This window comes from Micromonospora sp. NPDC003241, from assembly GCF_053589795.1.
The window spans coordinates 12,584-30,764 of sequence record NZ_JBSFSO010000013.1; the positions used below are offsets into that span (position 1 = coordinate 12,584).

The 18,181-nt window shown below is 73.1% G+C and carries 15 protein-coding genes; 7 read left to right on the forward strand and 8 right to left on the reverse strand.

The genetic code is table 11. The features are described 5' to 3' along the window. Positions 1 to 73: 73 nt before the first annotated feature. Positions 74 to 727 carry a DsbA family protein gene (locus tag ACWDVW_RS13395; RefSeq protein ID WP_449947813.1) on the forward strand — a complete coding sequence of 218 codons (654 nt, stop codon included), beginning with the start codon at positions 74 to 76 and terminating at the stop codon, positions 725 to 727. Continuing rightward, positions 724 to 1,353 carry a vitamin K epoxide reductase family protein gene (locus ACWDVW_RS13400; RefSeq protein WP_449947816.1) on the forward strand — a complete coding sequence of 210 codons (630 nt, stop codon included), beginning with the start codon at positions 724 to 726 and terminating at the stop codon, positions 1,351 to 1,353. The genes ACWDVW_RS13395 and ACWDVW_RS13400 overlap by 4 nt, the downstream gene beginning before the upstream one ends. Here the strand turns inward: ACWDVW_RS13400 and ACWDVW_RS13405 are convergent. The 3 genes from ACWDVW_RS13405 to ACWDVW_RS13415 are packed head-to-tail and all read right to left on the reverse strand — an operon-like array spanning position 1,332 to position 4,533. Further along, the gene (locus ACWDVW_RS13405; RefSeq protein WP_449947819.1) at positions 1,332 to 1,946 is read right to left on the reverse strand and encodes a DedA family protein; all 615 of its coding nucleotides are present in this window, start codon (positions 1,944 to 1,946) and stop codon (positions 1,332 to 1,334) included. The genes ACWDVW_RS13400 and ACWDVW_RS13405 overlap by 22 nt on opposite strands. Positions 1,947 to 1,990: 44 nt before the next feature. Further along, on the reverse strand, positions 1,991 to 2,371 hold the full coding sequence (locus tag ACWDVW_RS13410; protein ID WP_350695369.1) for a YccF domain-containing protein: 381 nt from the start codon (positions 2,369 to 2,371) through the stop codon (positions 1,991 to 1,993). Positions 2,372 to 2,430: 59 nt separating this feature from the next. Further along, positions 2,431 to 4,533: a cellulase family glycosylhydrolase gene (locus ACWDVW_RS13415; protein ID WP_449947822.1), complete on the reverse strand. Its 2,103-nt coding sequence runs from the start codon at positions 4,531 to 4,533 to the stop codon at positions 2,431 to 2,433. Between the two features lie 250 nt (positions 4,534 to 4,783). Between ACWDVW_RS13415 and ACWDVW_RS13420 the strand changes: the two genes are divergently transcribed. Next, entirely contained in the window at positions 4,784 to 5,998 is a 1,215-nt protein-coding gene (locus ACWDVW_RS13420; protein ID WP_449947824.1) for an FUSC family protein, read from the forward strand. A gap of 15 nt (positions 5,999 to 6,013) precedes the next feature. Here ACWDVW_RS13420 and ACWDVW_RS13425 read toward each other — a convergent pair whose 3' ends face one another. From ACWDVW_RS13425 to ACWDVW_RS13440, 4 genes are all read right to left on the reverse strand, one after another. After that, positions 6,014 to 6,547, reverse strand: a complete 534-nt coding sequence (locus ACWDVW_RS13425) for a DUF3558 family protein (RefSeq protein WP_449947827.1) — start codon at positions 6,545 to 6,547, stop codon at positions 6,014 to 6,016. A gap of 17 nt (positions 6,548 to 6,564) precedes the next feature. Next, entirely contained in the window at positions 6,565 to 7,092 is a 528-nt protein-coding gene (locus ACWDVW_RS13430; RefSeq protein ID WP_449947830.1) for a hypothetical protein, read from the reverse strand. Between the two features lie 87 nt (positions 7,093 to 7,179). Further along, a complete protein-coding gene (locus ACWDVW_RS13435; protein WP_449947832.1) occupies positions 7,180 to 9,948 on the reverse strand; it encodes an AAA family ATPase in 2,769 nt (922 codons plus the stop codon). 79 nt (positions 9,949 to 10,027) lie between these two features. Next, the gene (locus tag ACWDVW_RS13440; protein ID WP_449947834.1) at positions 10,028 to 10,987 is read right to left on the reverse strand and encodes an AraC family transcriptional regulator; all 960 of its coding nucleotides are present in this window, start codon (positions 10,985 to 10,987) and stop codon (positions 10,028 to 10,030) included. 324 nt (positions 10,988 to 11,311) lie between these two features. On the opposite strand from ACWDVW_RS13440, the gene ACWDVW_RS13445 reads away from it, so the two are divergent. Then, positions 11,312 to 11,974, forward strand: coding sequence for a hypothetical protein (locus ACWDVW_RS13445; RefSeq protein ID WP_449947836.1), 663 nt, complete (start codon positions 11,312 to 11,314; stop codon positions 11,972 to 11,974). A 61-nt stretch (positions 11,975 to 12,035) separates the two neighbouring features. Here ACWDVW_RS13445 and ACWDVW_RS13450 read toward each other — a convergent pair whose 3' ends face one another. After that, the gene (locus ACWDVW_RS13450; RefSeq protein WP_449947838.1) at positions 12,036 to 13,928 is read right to left on the reverse strand and encodes a hypothetical protein; all 1,893 of its coding nucleotides are present in this window, start codon (positions 13,926 to 13,928) and stop codon (positions 12,036 to 12,038) included. A 279-nt stretch (positions 13,929 to 14,207) separates the two neighbouring features. Here ACWDVW_RS13450 and ACWDVW_RS13455 point away from each other — a divergent pair, with 279 nt between their 5' ends. From ACWDVW_RS13455 to ACWDVW_RS13465, 3 genes are read left to right on the forward strand one after another with little or no spacing between them, the layout of a single operon-like run. Further along, positions 14,208 to 15,041 (forward strand): ABC transporter ATP-binding protein, encoded by an 834-nt coding sequence (locus ACWDVW_RS13455; RefSeq protein ID WP_449947840.1) that lies wholly within the window; start codon positions 14,208 to 14,210, stop codon positions 15,039 to 15,041. Positions 15,042 to 15,082: 41 nt separating this feature from the next. Continuing rightward, positions 15,083 to 16,066, forward strand: a complete 984-nt coding sequence (locus ACWDVW_RS13460; RefSeq protein WP_449947843.1) for an ABC transporter substrate-binding protein — start codon at positions 15,083 to 15,085, stop codon at positions 16,064 to 16,066. Then, on the forward strand, positions 16,063 to 18,171 hold the full coding sequence (locus ACWDVW_RS13465) for an iron ABC transporter permease (protein ID WP_449947846.1): 2,109 nt from the start codon (positions 16,063 to 16,065) through the stop codon (positions 18,169 to 18,171). The genes ACWDVW_RS13460 and ACWDVW_RS13465 overlap by 4 nt, the downstream gene beginning before the upstream one ends. The last annotated feature ends 10 nt before the right edge of the window (positions 18,172 to 18,181 follow it).

Below are 18,181 nucleotides of genomic sequence, written 5' to 3' on the forward strand. Positions count from 1 at the left end.
CAGCCTGCTCTCAGCAACCTGCCAGCCGACCGGTGCAGCATTGGCTGCTCCCACAGAGAAGGTTGACGCCCGCATGACGAGGAACCTGCGACTGACGTTGGCGATGATCCTGGTGGTGATCCTCGTCATGGTCGGCCTGACCGCGATCAACCGGAACGCCGGCTCGCGGGCCAGCGGCGAACCGGTCGACCCGGCCGTGCTGGTACGCGACGACAGTCACCGGCTCTCCACCGCCACCGACGGCAAGGTCACCCTGGTCGAGTTCCTCGACTTCGAGTGCGAGGCGTGCGGCGCGGTCTACCCGGCCGTCAGCGAACTCCTGGACACCTACCAGGACCGGATCACCTTCGTGGTCCGGTACTTCCCGATCCCCAGCCACCCCAACGCCGAGTTGGCCGCCCGGGCCGCCCAGTCCGCCGCCAACCAGGGGCGGTTCGCCGAGATGTACACCGTGCTGTTCGAGAACCAGGAGACGTGGGGGCACCAGCGGACCCCGCAGACCGAGGCGTTCGTCGGGTACGCGCGCACCCTCGGTCTGGACGTCGAGGCGTTCCAGCGTGACCTCGACGACCCGGCCACCGCCGAGCGGGTGGCCCGGGACCGGGCCGACGGCGAGACCGCCGGGGTGCAGGGCACCCCGACGTTCTTCCTCAACGGGCGGCAGTTGACGAACGTGCGTACCCAGGCGGACATGATCGCCGCCATCGACGCCGCGCTCGCCGGATGAGCGCCGACCCGGCCCGCCGGCCGGCGGACGCCGACGGACCGGAGGCGGGGTTCCTCGCCCGGGTCACCGCGTGGGTGCTCACCGTCGGCGGCGCCGTGGGTCTGCTCGCGGCGGCCACCCTCACCGTCGAGAAGATCAACCTGCTGAGCGATCCGGACTACGTGCCGACGTGCAGCATCAACCCGATCCTGTCCTGCGGCTCGGTGATGACCACCCCGCAGGCCGCCGCCTTCGGCTTCCCGAACCCGCTGCTCGGCATCGCCGGCTTCGCGGTGGTCACCACCCTCGGCGTCGTGCTGCTCGCCGGGGTGCGTCTGCCCGGCTGGATCTGGGCCGGCCTCCAGGCCGGGGCCACCTTCGGCGTGATCTTCGTGCACTGGCTGATCTATCAGAGCCTGTACGTCATCGGCGCGCTCTGCCCGTACTGCATGGTGGTCTGGGTGGTGATGATCGCGATCTTCGTCTATGCCGCGCTGTGCAATCTGCGCCGGGTGCCGCCGTCGTCGCCGCCGGCCCGGCTGGCCGGACTCGCCGGCTACCACAGCTTCATCCTGGTCGCCTGGTACACGGTGATCCTGCTGGCGGTGCTGGTGCGCTTCTGGGACTACTGGTCGACCCTGCTCTGACGCCGCCTGCGCCACACCGCGAGCAGCCCGACGATCACGACCACGCCCAGCAGCGCGTAGGTGCCGATGCCCAGTTCCCGTTCCAGATAGCGGTAGGACGCCGCGCCGAGGTACCCCAGCACGGACACCGCCGCCGCCCAGAGCAGCCCGCCGGTCACGTTGGCCCACCCGAACGTCGTACGGCGCATGCCGCTGGCCCCGGCCGCCAGTGGCACCACCACCCGCAGCACCGCCACCCACCGGCCGATCACCACCGCCGCCGCACCACGGCCGGCCACCAGGCGACGTGCCCGCTCCAGGTCGAGGTGACGCCGCGCCACGGCGGGCGCGTGGGTGAGCGCCGTCGGTCCGTATCGCCGACCCAGCAGGAAGCCGACCTGGTCGCCGAGGCAGGCACCGGCCGCGGCGGCGGCGACCACCGCCGGCAACGGCAGGCCACCCTCGTGCGCGACCACCCCGCCGACCAGTACGGCGGTCTCACCCGGCACCACCAGTCCGAGCAGCGTCGAGGACTCCAACGCGGGCAGGACGAACACCAGGACCAGGACGACCACCGGGGGAAGTGCGGTGATCACCGCCAGCACCCGTTCCACGCCTTGATTGTGGCCGTCCTGCCTCGGCGTCGAGCAGGGAATCGTTACGGCGCGGGGACGACCTCCTGCCCGAGCGGCCAGATCGCCGCCGGCACGAGCTTGAAGTTGGCCACCCCGAAGGGGATCCCGATGATGGTCAGGCAGAGGCTCACCCCGGCGACAATGTGCGACAGCGCGAGCCACCAGCCGGCCAGGACGACCCAGATGACGTTGGCGACGCCGGAGGCCACCCCGACACCCGGCTTGGGCACCAGGGTCCGGCCGAACGGCCACAGCGAGTACGACGCCAATCGCAGCGACGCGACGCCGAACGGGATGGTGACGACGAGCACGAAGCAGATCAGGGCCGCGATGCCGTATCCGATCGCCAGCACGATCCCGCCGCCGAAGATGAGCCACAACACGTTCAGCACGAATCGGATCATGATTCCATCATGACCGGTGGGTGCCACCGGCCGCGAAGGGCGGCCGGTGGCACCGTTGCTCAGCCGATGACGCCGGTCACCGCCGTGCCGGACTTGGTGACGCGGTAGGTCGCCCGGGCACCGCTCCAGAAGTGGAAGGTGAGGGTGACCGGGGCGCCGTCGCGGACGTCACCGAAGAAGGTGGAGGTCAGCGCGATCCGGTTGGCGGCGTAGTCGGGCGCGAAGGCGACGTCGAACTCCTTGTACGACGTCCAGTCGTGCGGGCCGGCGTTGCTGCCGTCGGCGTACTTCGCCTCCATGGTCGCGAGCTGGTCGCCGCGGAACTGGGTGGGGATGGTGAACGCGCTGGTCGTCCCGGTGGCGTTCGACAGCACCGGCGGGTCGTACGTGACGATGTCGATCCGCCAGGGCACGCCGGTGGAGAACCGGGCGTGCAGCGTGGCGTTGACGCCGTACGCCCGGCTGCCGACCAGCCGGGTCAGCGCGCTCGCGGTCAGCGTGAGCTGGTTGCCGGAGACGGTGTAGTCGGTGCCCTGCGTCAGGTTGGTGGTGCCCTGCCGCAGGCCGGAGAAGGTGGTGCCGTTCAGGTTCAGCGTCAGCGACTTGGCGGTGACCGAGCCGGTACGCGGCACGTAGACCTGGTCGGCGGAGGCGGTGCCGGAGCGGGTCGTCCAGCTCGACTTGATCTGGGCGAACAGCTCGGCGTCCTTCCACCGGAAGGCGACCCGGTCGAAGTGCTGGCCGTTGTCCCAGAGCTGGGTGGTGAGCCGCTTTGTGCGGGCGTAGTGCCCGAGGAACTCGAAGAACTTGAGCTTCTCGCCCTGCTGCACGGTGCCGGTGTGCCGGTCGAAGCCGAGCAGCCCGTACTCGCCGATGACGACCGGGATGTTCCGGGCGACGAAGGCGTTGTGCACCCGGTCGAACCGGTCGACGAGGTCCTGCTGGGTGACCGCGTCGAACCGGGTGCCGCCGGCGACGTTCACGCTGAACGGCCAGTAGCCGTAGAAGTGCACGGTGGCGATCAGGTTGCGGTCGCCCAGTTGGGTGAAGGTGCTCACCAGCTCGTCGATGCGGGGCTGGTCGGAGGAGGTGTGCAGGGTCGGCAGCACCAGCATCCGGGTGGCGTTGTTGCCGCCGGAGGCGCGCACGATCCGGTGGAACGAGGTGTTCAGCTCGTGCAGGAGCTGGGCGTTCTGGGCGTCGCCGGAGCTGTTGGCGAACTGCGGCTCGTTGACGCTCTCGAAGTGCAGTCTCGGCCCGGCGTCCCGGAACGCGGCGGCGATCTGGGTCCAGAGCGCGTTGTAGCGGTTGAGGACCGTGGTGCGGTTGGTCGGCATCTCGTGGATCCACTGCCACGAGTCGTGGTGAATGTTGATCATCACGTAGAAGCCGTCTTCCAGGGCCCAGCCGACGACCTCCTTGATCCGGTTCAACCAGGCGGCGTCGATCGTGTACGAGGGCGCGGCACCGTGCCGGTTGCTCCAGGTCACCGGGATGCGGATGCTGTTGAAGCCCTGGGCGCGGATGGCGTCGAGCTGCGCCGGGGTGACCCGGGGGTTGCCCCACGCGGTCTCGTCGGCGCCGACCGAGTCGAAGGTGTTGCCGAGGTTCCAGCCCGGCTGCATCGCGTCCACGTACGCCATCGCGTCACCGGCCGGCGGCGGCGTGGTCGGCGGCGGCGTGGTGGGGGGCGGGGTGGTCGGCGGCGGGGTGGTCGGGCCGACGCTCCCGGTGCAGGTGACCCCGTTGAGGGCGAACGAGGTCGGCGCGGTGTTGCTGGTGCCGGTGTAGGTGCCGTTGAAGCCGAAGGAGACGCTCTGGTTGGTGCCGAGGGCGGCGTTGTAGCCGACGTTGGTGGCCGTCACGTCGTTGCCGGCGGAGGTGACGGTGGCGTTCCACGCCTGCGTCACCCGCTGGCCGGAGGGGAACGTCCAGGTCAGCCGCCAGCCGTTGACCGCGTCGCCGAGGTTGGTCAGGTCGACGTTGGCGGTGAAGCCGCCGGGCCACTGGCTGGGGGCGGAGTAGACCACCCGGCAGCCGGCGGCGGCGTGCGCGGCGCCCGCGTTGACCAGGCCGACGCCGGCCAGTAACACCGCTATCCCGCTGGTGACCAGGCCGAACCGCCATCGTGTCCTGCGTAGTGTGCCTCTCAGCCCGGCCATGACGCTCCTCGGTGTGGTGATGGTGTCGACGGGTGCTGGCCGAGCGCCGCCGGGACCACCGGAAACGTCCGGCCGGCTCGCACCATAAGTTGGGATCAACAACTTTGTCAATCGACTGAGACTGATATTGACTGCTTCTGTGCAGGTAGGGGCGTTGTGTCAGGGTGGGTTCACCTCCGGAGGTCGTACCGCGCGGGGTGGATGGATGCGTACCGGCGAATGAGCTGAGCCCGGGCGGGTAGTCGGCGGCGTGACGGCGACGGACGAACGGGACAGCGGATGGCTGCGGGGCGCCGTCGGGGGTGTGGTCGGGGTGGTCGCCCGCGCGGTCGGCGGGATCAGCGCGCGGATCGGCTGGCGGGAACGGCGCCGGACGCTGGAGCTGTACGCCATCCTCGCGGTGCAGGCCGGCGCGGCCGCCGCCGTCGCCTGGACGGTGGCGCACCAGGTGCTCGGTCATCCGTCGCCGGTCTTCGCGCCCAGCGCGGCGGTCGGCACGATCGCCGCCGCGATCGGGCGGCGGACCCGACGCACCGTGGAACTGCTGATCGGCGTCCTGGCCGGGATCGTGGTCGGCGACGCGCTGATCTGGGTCATCGGCACCGGGCCCTGGCAGATCGGCACCGTCGTCACGCTGGCCATCCTGCTCGCCCTCACGCTGAGCCGGGGCGGCCAGGTGGTGACCCAGGCCGGGGGTACGGCCGTCCTGATCGCCACGCTCGCGCCGGTGCAACGCGGGCTGGAGGTGCCCAGGATCATCGACGCCACGATCGGTGGACTGGCCGCCGTGCTGGTGGTGGCGGTGCTGCCGGTGAACCCGGTGCGGCTCGTCCAGCGGGCGGCCCGCCCGCTGTTCACCGTGCTGATGGAGCAGCTGCACAAGGGCGCCGACGCCATGACGGCCGGCGACGCCGAGGCGGTGGCCCGCGCCCGGGACGCCCTGACCGCCCTCGACCCGCAGATCAAACTCGTCAACGACGCCGTCGCCGGGGCCCAGGAGGCGGTGGCGATCTCACCGGCCCGGTGGCACCGCCGGACCGACTTCGAGCACTACGAACGCGGCGTGCGCTACCTCGACCTCGCCGTGCGGGGGTGTCAGGAACTGCTGCGCCGGGCCGCCACGGCGGTCCGCGACGACGAACCGATGCCGGTCGGTCTGCCCGCGGCGGTGCACTACTTCGGCGACGCCCTGGCGCTGTTGCAGATCACGGCGGAGAGCGGGCAGCACACCGGCCGCACCGAGGGGCTGATCCTCAAGGCGGTGGACCGGGCCGCCGAGGCGTACCACGAGGGGGTCGGCTTCTCCGGGAGCGTGGTGGTGGCGCAGATCCGGACCGTCGCCACCGACCTGCTGCGTACCCTCGGCCGCCCGGAGGCGCAGGCCAGCGAGTCGATCCGGAATCGGTTCGGGCGGCGGCAGGAGGAGGGCCCGCCGGCACCCGGCACGCAGCCCGATCGCGCCTGACCGGCCCCGTGCGCGTCACAGCCGCCCGGCCACCGTCCGGGCCACGTCGGTGAGGCGCGGGGCGTACTCGGCCGGGTCGTCCAGCCGGACCAGCCGCACGGCCACCCAGGTCCCGGAGACGCTGACGAAGACCGCCCCCTCCTCCTGGTACGCCTCGTCCCCGATCCCGGTGAGCGTCTCGAACTCGTGATCGAGGTCCCGGTCGACGTCGAGGATCTTCTTCGCCCCGTCGCCGACGAAGACCTCCACCTGGGCCAACGGCCCCGAGACCGGCCCGGTGTACGTGCAGGTGTCCCGCACCGGCGCCGGGTCCTCCAACGGCGTACCGGCCAACGTCTCGGCCTCCGCCTTGGTCACCAGCGCGCAGGCGTCGACCTCGGGCGCGTCCGGCGGCGCGGGCGTCTCGCTCGGCGGCTCCGGCTCCGGTGCCCCGGTCGGTGCTGGTGGGGGCGGTGCCGCCGCCGGCTCGACGGCCCCGCCGCACGCGGCGAGCACGGCCGTCACGGCCGCCGTCACGGTGAGCCGGGCGGCGGTGGACAGGTGCCTCATCGTCGTCTCCCTCCGCGTCACCGGGGCAGGGCGTCGAGCAGCCGACGCAGCGCCTGCTCGTATCCGTCGGGCCGGGCACCGAGGCGGGAGAAGCTGCTCAGCGTCACGGTGTAACTGCCTCCGTCGCCGACCACCACCGCCTCGGCGCCGATGTCCTTCACCGCCAGGTAGCCCTTCGCGCCGTCGCCGATCTCCGTCACCGTGGTGTAGATCTGCCCGGCCTGCTGACGTTGGTAGTCGTAGGTGCTCTCGCCGGCCAACCGGGAGGCGGTGGTCACGGTGAGCTGGGCGACCCCCTTGCCGTCGCCGAAGCTGCAGGTGCCCTGGTCCACCATGGGCTCACCGACGAACTCGGTGATCTGGGCCGCGTCGAACGGGCAGGGCGGGCGTACCGTGTCGGCCTCGTCGACGGGCAGGTCGAGGTCGGTGTCCACGTCCGCGCCGGCCCCCGTGTCCGGCGCCGGTGGAGCCTCGGTGCCGCCGCCGCTGCATCCGCTGAACGCGAGCACCGCCACGCAGAGCGCGGGCAGGATCTTTCGCCGCACGTGTCCTGCTCCCTTCGTCGGCCGATCGTCGGGTGACGTCTCGACGCTACGGTCGGCGGGCCGGGAAGGAATCCGGTGTTTCCCTAGCTATCGACGCCCGCCGCCGACCCCCGGGGTGCCGGTCGTGGTCCGCGCGAGTGCGGCGCCGAGCTCGGCGCGGCGGGAGATGCCCAGCTTGCGATAGACCCGGGAGAGGTTCGTCTCGACCGTCTTCGGGCTGACGAACAGCTCGTCGGCGATGGCCCGGCTGGTCCGCCCCGAGGCGGCGAGCCGGGCCACGCGTTCCTCGGTCGCGGTGAGGTCCGACGGCGCGGGCGGGCGGCCACCGAGCCGGGCGGCCTCGGCCCGGGCCCGCTCCGCGAACGCCGCCGCCCCGAGCGCGTCGAACTCGGCCGCCGCGGCCTGCAACGCCTCCCGGGCCTGCCGCTTGCGGCGCGACCGGCGGTGCACCACCCCGGCGACCAGCAGGCACCGGGCGCGGTCCAGCGGCAGGACGTCGGGCGGCACCGCGACCCGCGCGGCGTCGATCTCCGCCAGCGCGGCCGACGGGTCGACCCCGTCGGCACTGTCCACCAGGGCCCGGCTGCGCGCCAACCCGAGCAGCGTCCAGGGGCGCGGCAGCCGCTGGTGCCGCTGCGCCAGCCGCGCCAACGTCGCCCGCGCGGTGACCAGGTCACCGACCCCGACGCACGCCTCGATCCAGTCCGGCTCGAAGCGTTGGGCCAGCGGCTCGGCCAGGCCCATCCGGTCGAACATCGCGGCGAGCCGCCGGTAACCGGCGGCGGCGTCGGACATCCGTCCGGCGCTGAGCGCGACGAACGCGTCCAGGTGCAGGTGGATACGGCGGCACCAGTCGTCGTCGAGTTCATCGCCCAGCCGGGTACCCGCCTGCGCCGTCCGGGCCGCCGCGTCGAGCCGGCCGCGCAGCGCGTCGAGCAGCGCGGCCAGCCAGGTCTCGGCGGTGAGTTCGGTGCCCAGCAACTCGCCGAGCTCACGGGCCGCCGCGATGTGCCGCTCGGCCGCCGCCCAGCGACCGGCCAGCAGTTCGGTCTCGCCGAGGTGCTTGAGCAACTCGTACTGGGACGGCTCGTCACCGCGTGCGGTGGCCCGGTCCAGCAGTCCGGTCAGGCGCTCCCAGGCCCGGTCCAGGTCGTCGATGCCCTTCCACCAGACCGCCGGGATCGTGCCGGCCAGCCAGGACGGCTGGGCGCCCTCCATGGCCAGCGCGCGGTCGAGCAGGTCGGTGCGGGGCGGCGCTCCGGCGCGTACCTCGTTGAAGAAGAGGTTCATCAGTGCGGCGGCCAGCAGCGCAGGGTCGCCGCCGGGCCCGGCGAGCAGCCCGACCGCCGCCTCGGCGTGCGTCCGGGCCGGATCGGGCAGGTCGACGAAGAGCGCCAGGTGGGCGTGGATCCGGCCAGCCAGGGGAGTGTCGGGTCGGGTCGCGGTCAGCGCCCGCGCGGCGGCCTCGACGGCGGTGCCGCCCGGCTCGTCGGCGCTCCACGCCACCACGGCCCGCAGCAGCAGCGCCTCGGCACGCACGTCGCCGGTGAACCCGTCGGCCACCGCCTCGGCGGCCAGCCGGGCGCCCGGATGGTCGCCGCAGTCGAACCGGCACCGGGCCGCCGCGAGTCGTCGTCGGCCCTGGCTGTCCGGGTCGTCCGCCGGGGTGAGCCGCGCGGAGGACTCGTAGAGGGTCGCGGCGGCCTCCGGCGCCCCGCGCGTGTGCTGCCGTGCCGCAGCCGCCGCCAGGGCGTCGGCCACCACCGGATCGGCCGTGGTGGTGCACAGCGCCAGGTGCCGGACCCGCTCGTCCGGGTCGGTCACCACCTCGGCCAGCCGGCGGTGCAGGGCACGCCGTACGCCGGGCGGGATGCCGGCGCGGACCGCCGCCGCGTACACCGGGTGGCTGAACTCGACCCGCTGCGGCGTCACCACCAGCAGCCCCGCCTCCTCGGCGGCGTCGAACGCGCCGGCACCGACCCCGGTCGCGGCCAGATCCCCGAGCAGCGGTACGCCGAGCAGGGCGGCCAACCGCACCGCGTCCCGGCAGCGGGGCGGCAGCCCGGCCAGGACCTCGTCGAGGAGGTGGTGCATGGAAGCGGTCACCGGCAGGTCCTGCCCCGGCTCCGGAGGCTGCGGCAGGCGCTGGACCGCGCGGGCCACCTCGATGGCGACCAGCGGGTTTCCGGCGGCCTCGCGGGCGACCCGGGCGAGCAGCGGGCGGCTCAGCGGGGCACCGATCCGGTCCCGCAGCACGTGGTGCAGCGCGGCCACGTCGAGCGGGGTCAGGGCCAGCCGGGTCAACCGGTGGGGACCGCTGTCGAGCCCGAGCGGCGCCGGTCGGGGCGCCGGCCCGGCCGGGGTGCGGCAGGTCACCAGCGTGGCCGGCACCGGGTCGAGTCGGCGCAGCGCGAACCGCAGCGCCCGTTCGCTCGGCCGGTCCAACCAGGGCGCGTCGTCGACCGCGACCAGCAGCGGCCGGCCGGCGGCGAGCGCCGCCTCAAGCAGCGTCCGGGTCGCCGCGCCGACCACCCGTTCGTCGAACGTCTCGTCGCTGTCGCCGGTGAGCAGCACCACCTCGGCGGCGACCCGCTGGGGACGGGGCAGGTCCACCACCAGGTCCGCCAACGGGCGGAGCAGGTCGGCGAGTGCGGCGAACGGCAGGTCGGTCTCGCACTCGGTCGGCGCGCAGGCGAGTACCGACCAGCCGGCCCGGGTCGCCTCGGCGACCAGGGCCCGGAGCAGGGTCGTCTTGCCGATCCCGGCCGGGCCTTCCAACAGCACCGGGCCGGGCTCGCCCAGCGCGCGCCAGGCCAGGTCGAACAGGGCGTCCCGGCCGACGAGCGAACGCGGCATGTGGCGATTCTGGCACCGGCCGGAGTCGATGGGCATCAGGCGGTCGGCGCGCCGTGGCGGTCGGTCGGTCGGGATCCGGTCAGGCGTGCAGCGTCCGGCTCGGCGGTATGCCGTAGGCGGCGTGGTACCGGGCGGTGAACCGGCTGTGGCTCAGGAACCCCCACCGCGAGGCGATCGCCGAGACGGTCTCCTGGCGGGGGTCCGCCCGCACCAGGTCACGGTGGGCCCGGTCCAGCCGGACCCGGCGCAGGTGGGCCATCGGAGTGGTGTCCAGGTGTCGGCGGAACGCCAGTTGCAGCGTCCGCAGCGAGACCTGGGCCGCCGCGGCGATGTCGGCCGCCCCGATGTCGTGGCCGGCGTGCTCCTCGATGAAGGCCACCGCCCGCCGTAGCGTCGCGGTGGTCACGACGCGTTGGTCGGTGGCGCTCGGCCAGCCGGCGGCGGTGTTCGGGAAGACCGCCAGGGCCGTGGCGGCCAGCATCCGGGCGGCGTTGGCGATCACCAGCGGCTGCACGTACGCGTACGGGTTGTCCAGGACCACCTGGTGGAGGTACCCGGTGGTGTGGCGCCAGAGCCGGGCCAGGGCCGGTGAGGCGGGGGCCAGTCCGGTGAACCGGAAGGTGCCGGGTTGCACCCCGGTCACCCTGGCGAGCACGGACAGGTCGAGCAGGCAGGAGGTGACCTTGCCGGGCAGCCAGCAGACGGAGTACGGTGCGCCGGGCACGGTGGCGAGGAAGACGTCACCCGGCCCGAACCGGCCGACCTCGTCGGCGCAGCCGCGGTCGATCCGTCCGCTGACCACCTGGCAGATCAGCAGGCCCTGGCTGGTGGTGGCCCCGACGTCGATCCGCAGCCGACCGGACTGTTCGATCGCCTCCAGGCAGAAGGAGCCGGCGTCGACCCGGTGGTGGCGCAGCCGGTACCCACCCTCTGCCGAGCGGATCGCCACCTCGGTGCCGTACGCGCCGGCGAGGAAGGTGCTGATGACCGCCGGGTCCCGGCTGTCGAAGCGCTGCGCTCTCAGAATCGTCGTCGCCAATACGCCTCCATCGACGCGGACGGAGGGGCTCCACGCATAGGCGCCGGTGGTGTGGCCAGTGGTGACACCGGTGCGGACGGTACGGCCGCAAGACAGGAATCCCGTCTACAGCATCCACATAGGAAGAAATCCCGCGGATTTCCCATCGTATATGCGTCGCGTCGGCCGGTAGTCGATCGTTTGGCTGAAGACGGGGATTTCGTTTTCGGGCTAGCTCACCGGGTGCCGGTGCGTGCGGTGAACTAGCCGGAAAGCGAACGCTCCCATGATCATGACGAGTGTCCGAAGGAGAGGTAGCTGCTCGAGTACGGATGAGAGGGGTGGGTGTTGGAGGGCAAGGATCCGACTGACATCGTCCGCCGGGCGACGGCTGAAGCGCTTCGGCGGATCACCGGGGAGGCGATCCTCACCAGCATCGTGGGGAGCCGACTGGGCGCACTGGGGGACGGCCTACGTGACGTACTGCGTTCGGCGTTGCTGACACAGCGGGTGGCGGCACCGCTGCGACTGATCGGGTTGTGCCGGGAACTCGATCTCGGGCCCGACGCGTTCGACCTGCTGGGACATCACCTGCTGGGGGCGCTGGTCGGGCACCGGCCCGGGCCGGACGCACTGGTACGCGCCGGTGGCGCGCTCGGGCTGGCGCGGCGGGAACTCTTCGCGCCCCGCCGTCCGGAGGGGGACGACGCGGTCCGGGTGGTCCGTCCGCACACCGGGCGCGGCAACAGCGCGAGCGCCCGTTACCGCTCGACGAAACCGCCGGAGCACCTGCCCTCGCCGCCGACCTGGACCTGCACCGGATGCGACCAGGAGTGGCCGTGCGCGGTCAAGCAGAGCCAGTTGCTGGCGGAGTTCGGGGGAGCGCGGGCCGCGCTCGCGGTCTATCTGGGGTCGTGCCTGCTCGCCGCCGCCCGGGATCTGCCCGGGTTACCGCTGGCCCACGCCCGGAACCGGTTCCTCGGCTGGTTGCCGCGCCGACCGTGCTGAGCCCGGTCACCGATTTCGGGCCGGTGCGGGGACATTCCCGCACCGGCCCGAACCGGGTCTCTCAGCGCGCGGTGGGCTCGGGCGCGGTGCCGTTGGCCGCGGCGACCGGGTGCCCGGCTTCGTCCTCGGTGGCCGGTGGCCCGGCGAACCAGTCGATGCCGGCCTTCCCGCCGGCCGCGACGACCGCCGCCGCCCGCGCCACCGGGTCCGTCAGCGACGCCGGGTCGGTCGACGCCGACGAAGCGGACTGCGCCGGCCCGTGGCCGGAGCGGCCGGCGTCCGGACCACCGCCGGAGCGCCCGGCGTCCGCACCACCGCCGGAGGCGACGCCCCCGGTACCCGCCGGGGTAACAGCGCCGTCCGCGCCACGGGAGGCACCCGTTGCGCCACCGCTGCCCTCCGCGTCGCCCGAAGCGGTGCCCGCCGCGCCGTTCTCGGCACGGGCACCGTCCGAACCCGGCCCGGAACGAAGGGCGTCCGCGCCGGAACGGAGAGCGTCCGGGCTCGATGCGGCGCCGTTGACCACCGACCGCTCCGGACCGCCGCGCTCGGCACCGGCCGCCTCGGCGCGCGCGTCGCCGTCGGCCGTGGGCTGGTGCGCGCCGGTCGACGGGGCCGGCTCGCCGTTGACCCGGGCGGCCGGGCGTGCGCCCACCATCGGGTACTCGGCGGTCTCGGTGCCGCCGGCCGCCGCGGCCATGACCGCCGCCGCCGCCAGGTCGGCGACCCGCTTGGCCTCCCGCTGCACCCGGGCCCGGGTCTCCTTGGCGTGCCGCTCGGCCGCCTCGACGGCCCGGCGCACCTCGTCCAGCCGCTGGCTCTCCGCCGCGAGGTCGCGGCCGGTCTCCTCCAACTGCCGGCGCAGCCGGGTCAGCTCGGCGTCGGTGGCGTCCTTGTCCCGCCGGGTCTCGTCGAGCTGCCGGCGGGCGCCGTCCAACTCCTCCTGCAACCGGGCCAGCGCCTCCTGCTGCTCACCGACCTGGAGCTGGACGGTGTGCAACTGCTCCTCGGCGGCGGCGGCCTGCTCGTCGCTGAACGTGCGGGTCTCGGCCGCCTGCTCGTCGGCGCGCTTGCGGATCTCGGCGGAGTACTGCTGCGCGTCCGCGATCATCGAGCTGACCCGCTGCTCGGCGGTGGAACGCTGGGCGGCCAACTCGCGCTCGACCGACGCCCGCTGCTCGGCCAGGTCCTCCTCGGCGTTGGACCGCCGCTCCGCGAGCTCCTCCTCCACCGTGGTCCGCCACTGGGCCAGCTCCTGCTGGCTCTTGGTCCGGGCCGCCTGGATCTCCTGGTGGATCTGGGTACGCGCCGACGTGGTCAGCGCCTCGGCCGCCGCGCGGGTCTGCTCGACCTGCTGGCGGCACTGCTCGCCGATGCGCTGCGCCTCCTGCTGGGCGCGCTCGTGTGCGGCCTCACCCTCGGCCCGCAGCTTCTCGGCGCGTTCACGGATCTCGGCCAGCTCCGCCTCGGCGGTGGTGCGCTTCTCCTCGTACGTCTTCTCGTGCTCGGCCCGTCGGCCGGCCAGCTCCTCGTCGAGGTCGGCCAGCGCCTTGACGGTCCGTTCGCGCGCGTTGGAGAGCGTCTTCTCGGCCTCCGCCTGGAGCTTGGTGGCCCGCTGGGTGTGGGTGTCCACGATGGCCGTCGCCTGCTTCTCGGCCAGGTCCAGGATCTGGTCGACCATCGGACCCAGCTCACGGAAGGACGCCCGGTCCATCTGGGTCGGCCGCTGGCGCAGCTCGGTCACCTCGACCTGGAACGCCTGGAGCTTGCCGGTCAGGTCCCGCACGTGCGACGTGGCCCGGTCCCGGTCGGCGGCGACCGCGGCGATGCGGGCGTCGGCCTGTTCGACGTAGCGGTCGACCTGCCGTTTGTCGTACCCCCGCAGAGTGACCTCGAAGTTCGGCCGCGAGGCCAGGTCGTCGCGGGCTGCGAACGGTTCCTCGCCGATGGACATGCCCCATCCTCCGTACGATCGCGAGCGCCACACCGGCCGCCCGGCTGCGATGACGCGCAACGCTACCGCTGCTCGCGTTCGTCTGTCCTCCCACCCCGGTACCGATTGCGCACCGGCTGACGGGGTGACCACGGTCCCCGGCCGCGCGGGCGGTCGACGAGGCGTCCGAGTGGCCTGTTCCGGCGTGTTTCATCGAGTCGCGTCGACTCGGCCCGTGACGCCCGACCGATGTCGGGGACCCCATCTTGACAGCGAGTTAGGTTAGGTTAGCCTAACCGCATGTCGAGCGTACTGGCGTCGGACGGCGTCGAGCAGAGCCTGCGTGGAGCCGACCTCCACCTGGGCTACCACGGCACGCCGGTGGTGCACGGTGCCGGGATCACGCTCCGCCCTGGCGCGGTTACGGCCCTGGTCGGGCCGAACGGCAGTGGTAAGTCCACCCTGTTGCGGGCGCTGGCCCGACTGCACCCGATCGACAGTGGCGCGGTGCTCTTCGCCGACGGTTGCGCCGCCGCCGGCCTGCCCGCCAAGGAGTACGCCCGCCGGGTGACCCTGCTCGCGCAGAGCCGGCCGGTCCCCAACGGCGTCACTGTCCGTGATGTAGTCGGCTACGGTCGGCACCCGTACCGGGGGCGCTGGCGTGCCGACGACCCGGACGGTCCCGCCGCGATCGGCCGTGCGATGGAGGTCACCGGGGTGACCGCGATGGCCGACCGGCCGGTCGACGAGCTGTCCGGCGGCGAGTTGCAGCGGGTCTGGCTGGCCACCTGCCTGGCCCAGGACACCCCGGTGCTGCTGCTCGACGAGCCGACCACCTTCCTCGACCTGCGCTATCAGGTCGAGATCCTCGACCTGATGCGTGACCTCGCCGACGACCACGGTGTCGCGGTCGGCGTGGTGCTGCACGACCTCAACCAGGCCGCCGCGGTGGCCGACGAGGTGGTGCTGCTGCACAGCGGCCGGGTCCGGGCCACCGGCACCCCGGCCGAGGTCTTTACCGAGCACGACCTGACCGAGACCTACGGGATCCGGATCGAGGTCGTCGTCGACCCGCTCAGCGGTCTGGTCACCACCCGCCCGGTGGGCCGGCACCTCACCCGCATCCCGGTCTGATCCCGGACCGGCCCGGACCACCCATCCCGAGAAAGAACATCATGTCCCGTACCCGTGTCACGGCCCTGGTCGCCGCCGCCACCGCTCTGGTGCTGGCCGCCTGCGGCACCACCGAGAACGCCTCCGCACCCGACTCCAGCCCCTCCGCCGCCGGTGGACCGGTCACCCTGACCGATAGCCGGGGCAAGGAGATCACGCTCGACAAGCCCGCCACCAAGGTCGTCGGCCTGGAGTGGGGCGAGGTCGAGATGCTCGTCAGCCTCGGTGTCATGCCGGTCGGTGTCGCCGACCCCAAGGGCTACGCCACCTGGGTCACCGCCGCCAAGCTCGACGGCGACGTCAAGGACGTCGGCACCCGGGGCGAACCGAGCGTCGACTCCATCGTCGCGCTGGAGCCGGACCTCGTGGTGATGACGGACGACCGCGGCGCCGGCACGATCGCGCAGCTGGAGAAGTACATCCCGGTCGTCGTCACCAAGGGCAGCGACGCCACGGACAACATCGGCCGGATGCGCGCCGACGTGAACATGATCGCCGCCGCGGTCGGCAAGACCGCCGAGGCGGAGAAGCTGCTCGCCGACTTCGACACCGCGATCGCCGACGGCAAGAAGAAGATCGCCGACGCTGGAGCCGCCGGTAAGCCGTTCGCCATCGCCGACGGCTGGAAGGAAGGCAGCACGGTCAGCATCCGGATGTTCGGTCAGGGCGCGCTCGTCTCCCAGATCGGCATCCAGCTCGGCCTCACCAACGCCTGGCAGGGCGAGGTCGACGAGGCATGGGGCCTGGGCCAGACCGACGTCGAGGGCATGACCGTGCTCAAGAGCCCGGACCTGCACTTCTTCTACAACGCCTCGGACGGCAGCGACGTCTTCGCCGACGGTCTCGCCGACAACGCCATCTGGAAGGCGCTGCCCTTCGTCGCGCAGGGCAACCTGCACCGGATGCCGGACGGCATCTGGACCTTCGGCGGGCCGCTCTCCGGCAAGCAGTACATCGACCAGTTCGTCAACACCTACGCGGTGTGACCACGCTGTCCGCACCCCCGCGTTCGGAGCCGGCCCTCGGGCCGGCTCCGGCCGGGCGCGTCTCGGCCCCACGCGTCGTCGGGGCCTTCCTCGCCGCCATCGCCCTGCTGCTGGTGGTCGCCGGTGTCCACCTCACCCAGGGCACCTCCGCCGTCGGCGCGCTCGACCTGCTGCGGCTGCTCACCGGCGGCGACGACGAGACGGCCCGGGTCCTGGTCGCCTCCCGGGTGCCCCGGCTGCTCGCCGGGCTGGCCATCGGCGTCGCCCTCGGTTTCGCCGGAGCGGCCCTCCAGTCGATCGCCCGCAACCCGCTGGCCTCGCCGGACACGCTCGCCGTCAACGCGGGCGCCCACCTGGCCATCGTCTCGGTCTCCGCGTTCGGCATCGCGCTGCCCGCGCTGCCCGCCGGTGGCCTCGCCTTCTGCGGCGGGCTCGCCGCGGCCGGCCTGGTGATGGCGATGTCCTCCGGTGGGCAGGCCGGCACCACCCGGCTGATCCTCGCCGGTTCGGCCACCGCCATGGCGCTCAGCTCGGTGACCATGCTGCTGCTCCTGCTCTTCGAGCAGGCCACCATCGGTCTGTTCGCCTGGGGCAACGGCTCCCTGGTGCAGAGCGACCTGAACGCGCTCACCCAGCTCGCCCCGGTGCTCGGCATCGCCGTCGTGGCACTGATGCTGCTCGGGCACCGCCTCGACATCCTCGCCCTCGGCGACGACACCGCCACCGTGCTCGGCCTCGACGTACGCCGTACCCGACTGATCGTCACGGTGCTGGCCGTCCTGCTCGCCGCCTCGGCGGTGACCCTCACCGGGCCGGTCGGCTTCGTCGGCCTCTGCGCGCCGGTGATCGTCCGACTGCTCGGCTCGGTGGTGCCCGGCGTGCACCGGCACCGGGTGCTGCTGCCGCTCTCCGGCATCGCCGGAGTGATCATCGTGCTCGGCTCCGACGTGCTGCTGCGGGCCGTCATGGGCGGCCAGGCCGGGGTGGACATCCCCACCGGCGTGGTGACCACCCTGCTCGGCGCGGCCGTGCTGATCTGGCTGGCCCGACGGCACCGCGACGCCGGACCGACCCGTCGCCCGCCGGGCGGTCACGCGGCCGTACGCTCCGCCGGCTTCCACCGCACGGTGGTCGTCGTGGCGGCCACCGTCACCGCTGCGGCGGTGCTGCTCGGCATGCTCGCCGGGGACACCTGGGTGCTGGTCGGCGACATCGTCAACTGGGTCAACGGCAACACCGGGCCGGCGTACACGTTCGTGCTGGACCAGCGCTGGCCCCGGGTCGCCGCGGCGATGCTGGCCGGTGCGGCGCTGGCCGTGGCCGGCACCACGGTGCAGGCGGTCTGCCGCAACCCGCTGGCCGAGCCCGGCATCCTCGGCATCACCGCCGGAGCCGGCCTGGGCGCGGTCTCGCTGCTCACCTTCGTGCCGCTGGCCGGTGTGTGGGCCGTCTCCGGGGTGGCCGGGCTGGGCGCGATGCTCGCCTTCGCCCTGGTCTACGGTGCGGCGTGGCGCGGCGGGCTCAGCTCCGACCGGCTGGTCCTGATCGGATTCGGGGCCTGGCAGGGCGGCATGGCGCTGATCACCTTCATGATCGTGGCCTTCGACCCGTGGAACACCGGCAAGGCGCTCACCTGGCTCTCCGGCTCCACCTACGGGCGTACCGCCACGCAGGTGCTGCCGGTGGTGATCGCGCTGCTGGTGCTCACCCCGGCGGTGGTCGCCGCCCGCCGCGAACTGGACCTGATGACGTTGGACGACGACACCCCCCGGGTGCTCGGCGTCCGGCTGGAACGCACCCGGCTGATCGCCCTCGGCGCGGCGGCGCTGCTCACCTCGACCGCCGTCTCGGCCGTCGGTGTGATCGGCTTCGTCGGCCTGGTCGCCCCGCACGCGGCCCGCGCGCTCGTCGGCGGCCGGCACAGCCGGGTGCTCCCGGTCGCCGCGCTGCTCGGCGCGGCTCTGGTCAGCCTCGCCGACACCCTCGGCCGCACCGTGATCGCCCCGGCACAGATCCCCGCCGGCCTGGTCACCGCCATGATCGGTACCCCGTACTTCGTCTGGCTGCTGTGGCGTTCCCGCGCCGCCGCGCCCCGATCCCGGTGACGCGTCGCCG

Coding starts and splice junctions, on each gene's coding strand:
- ACWDVW_RS13395 (WP_449947813.1), top strand. CDS start 74: ATGACGAGGAACCTGCGACTGACGTTGGCGATGATCCTGGTGGTGATC.
- ACWDVW_RS13400 (WP_449947816.1), top strand. CDS start 724: ATGAGCGCCGACCCGGCCCGCCGGCCGGCGGACGCCGACGGACCGGAG.
- ACWDVW_RS13410 (WP_350695369.1), bottom strand. CDS start 2,371: ATGATCCGATTCGTGCTGAACGTGTTGTGGCTCATCTTCGGCGGCGGG.
- ACWDVW_RS13415 (WP_449947822.1), bottom strand. CDS start 4,533: ATGGCCGGGCTGAGAGGCACACTACGCAGGACACGATGGCGGTTCGGC.
- ACWDVW_RS13425 (WP_449947827.1), bottom strand. CDS start 6,547: ATGAGGCACCTGTCCACCGCCGCCCGGCTCACCGTGACGGCGGCCGTG.
- ACWDVW_RS13435 (WP_449947832.1), bottom strand. CDS start 9,948: ATGCCGCGTTCGCTCGTCGGCCGGGACGCCCTGTTCGACCTGGCCTGG.
- ACWDVW_RS13450 (WP_449947838.1), bottom strand. CDS start 13,928: ATGTCCATCGGCGAGGAACCGTTCGCAGCCCGCGACGACCTGGCCTCG.
- ACWDVW_RS13455 (WP_449947840.1), top strand. CDS start 14,208: ATGTCGAGCGTACTGGCGTCGGACGGCGTCGAGCAGAGCCTGCGTGGA.
- ACWDVW_RS13460 (WP_449947843.1), top strand. CDS start 15,083: ATGTCCCGTACCCGTGTCACGGCCCTGGTCGCCGCCGCCACCGCTCTG.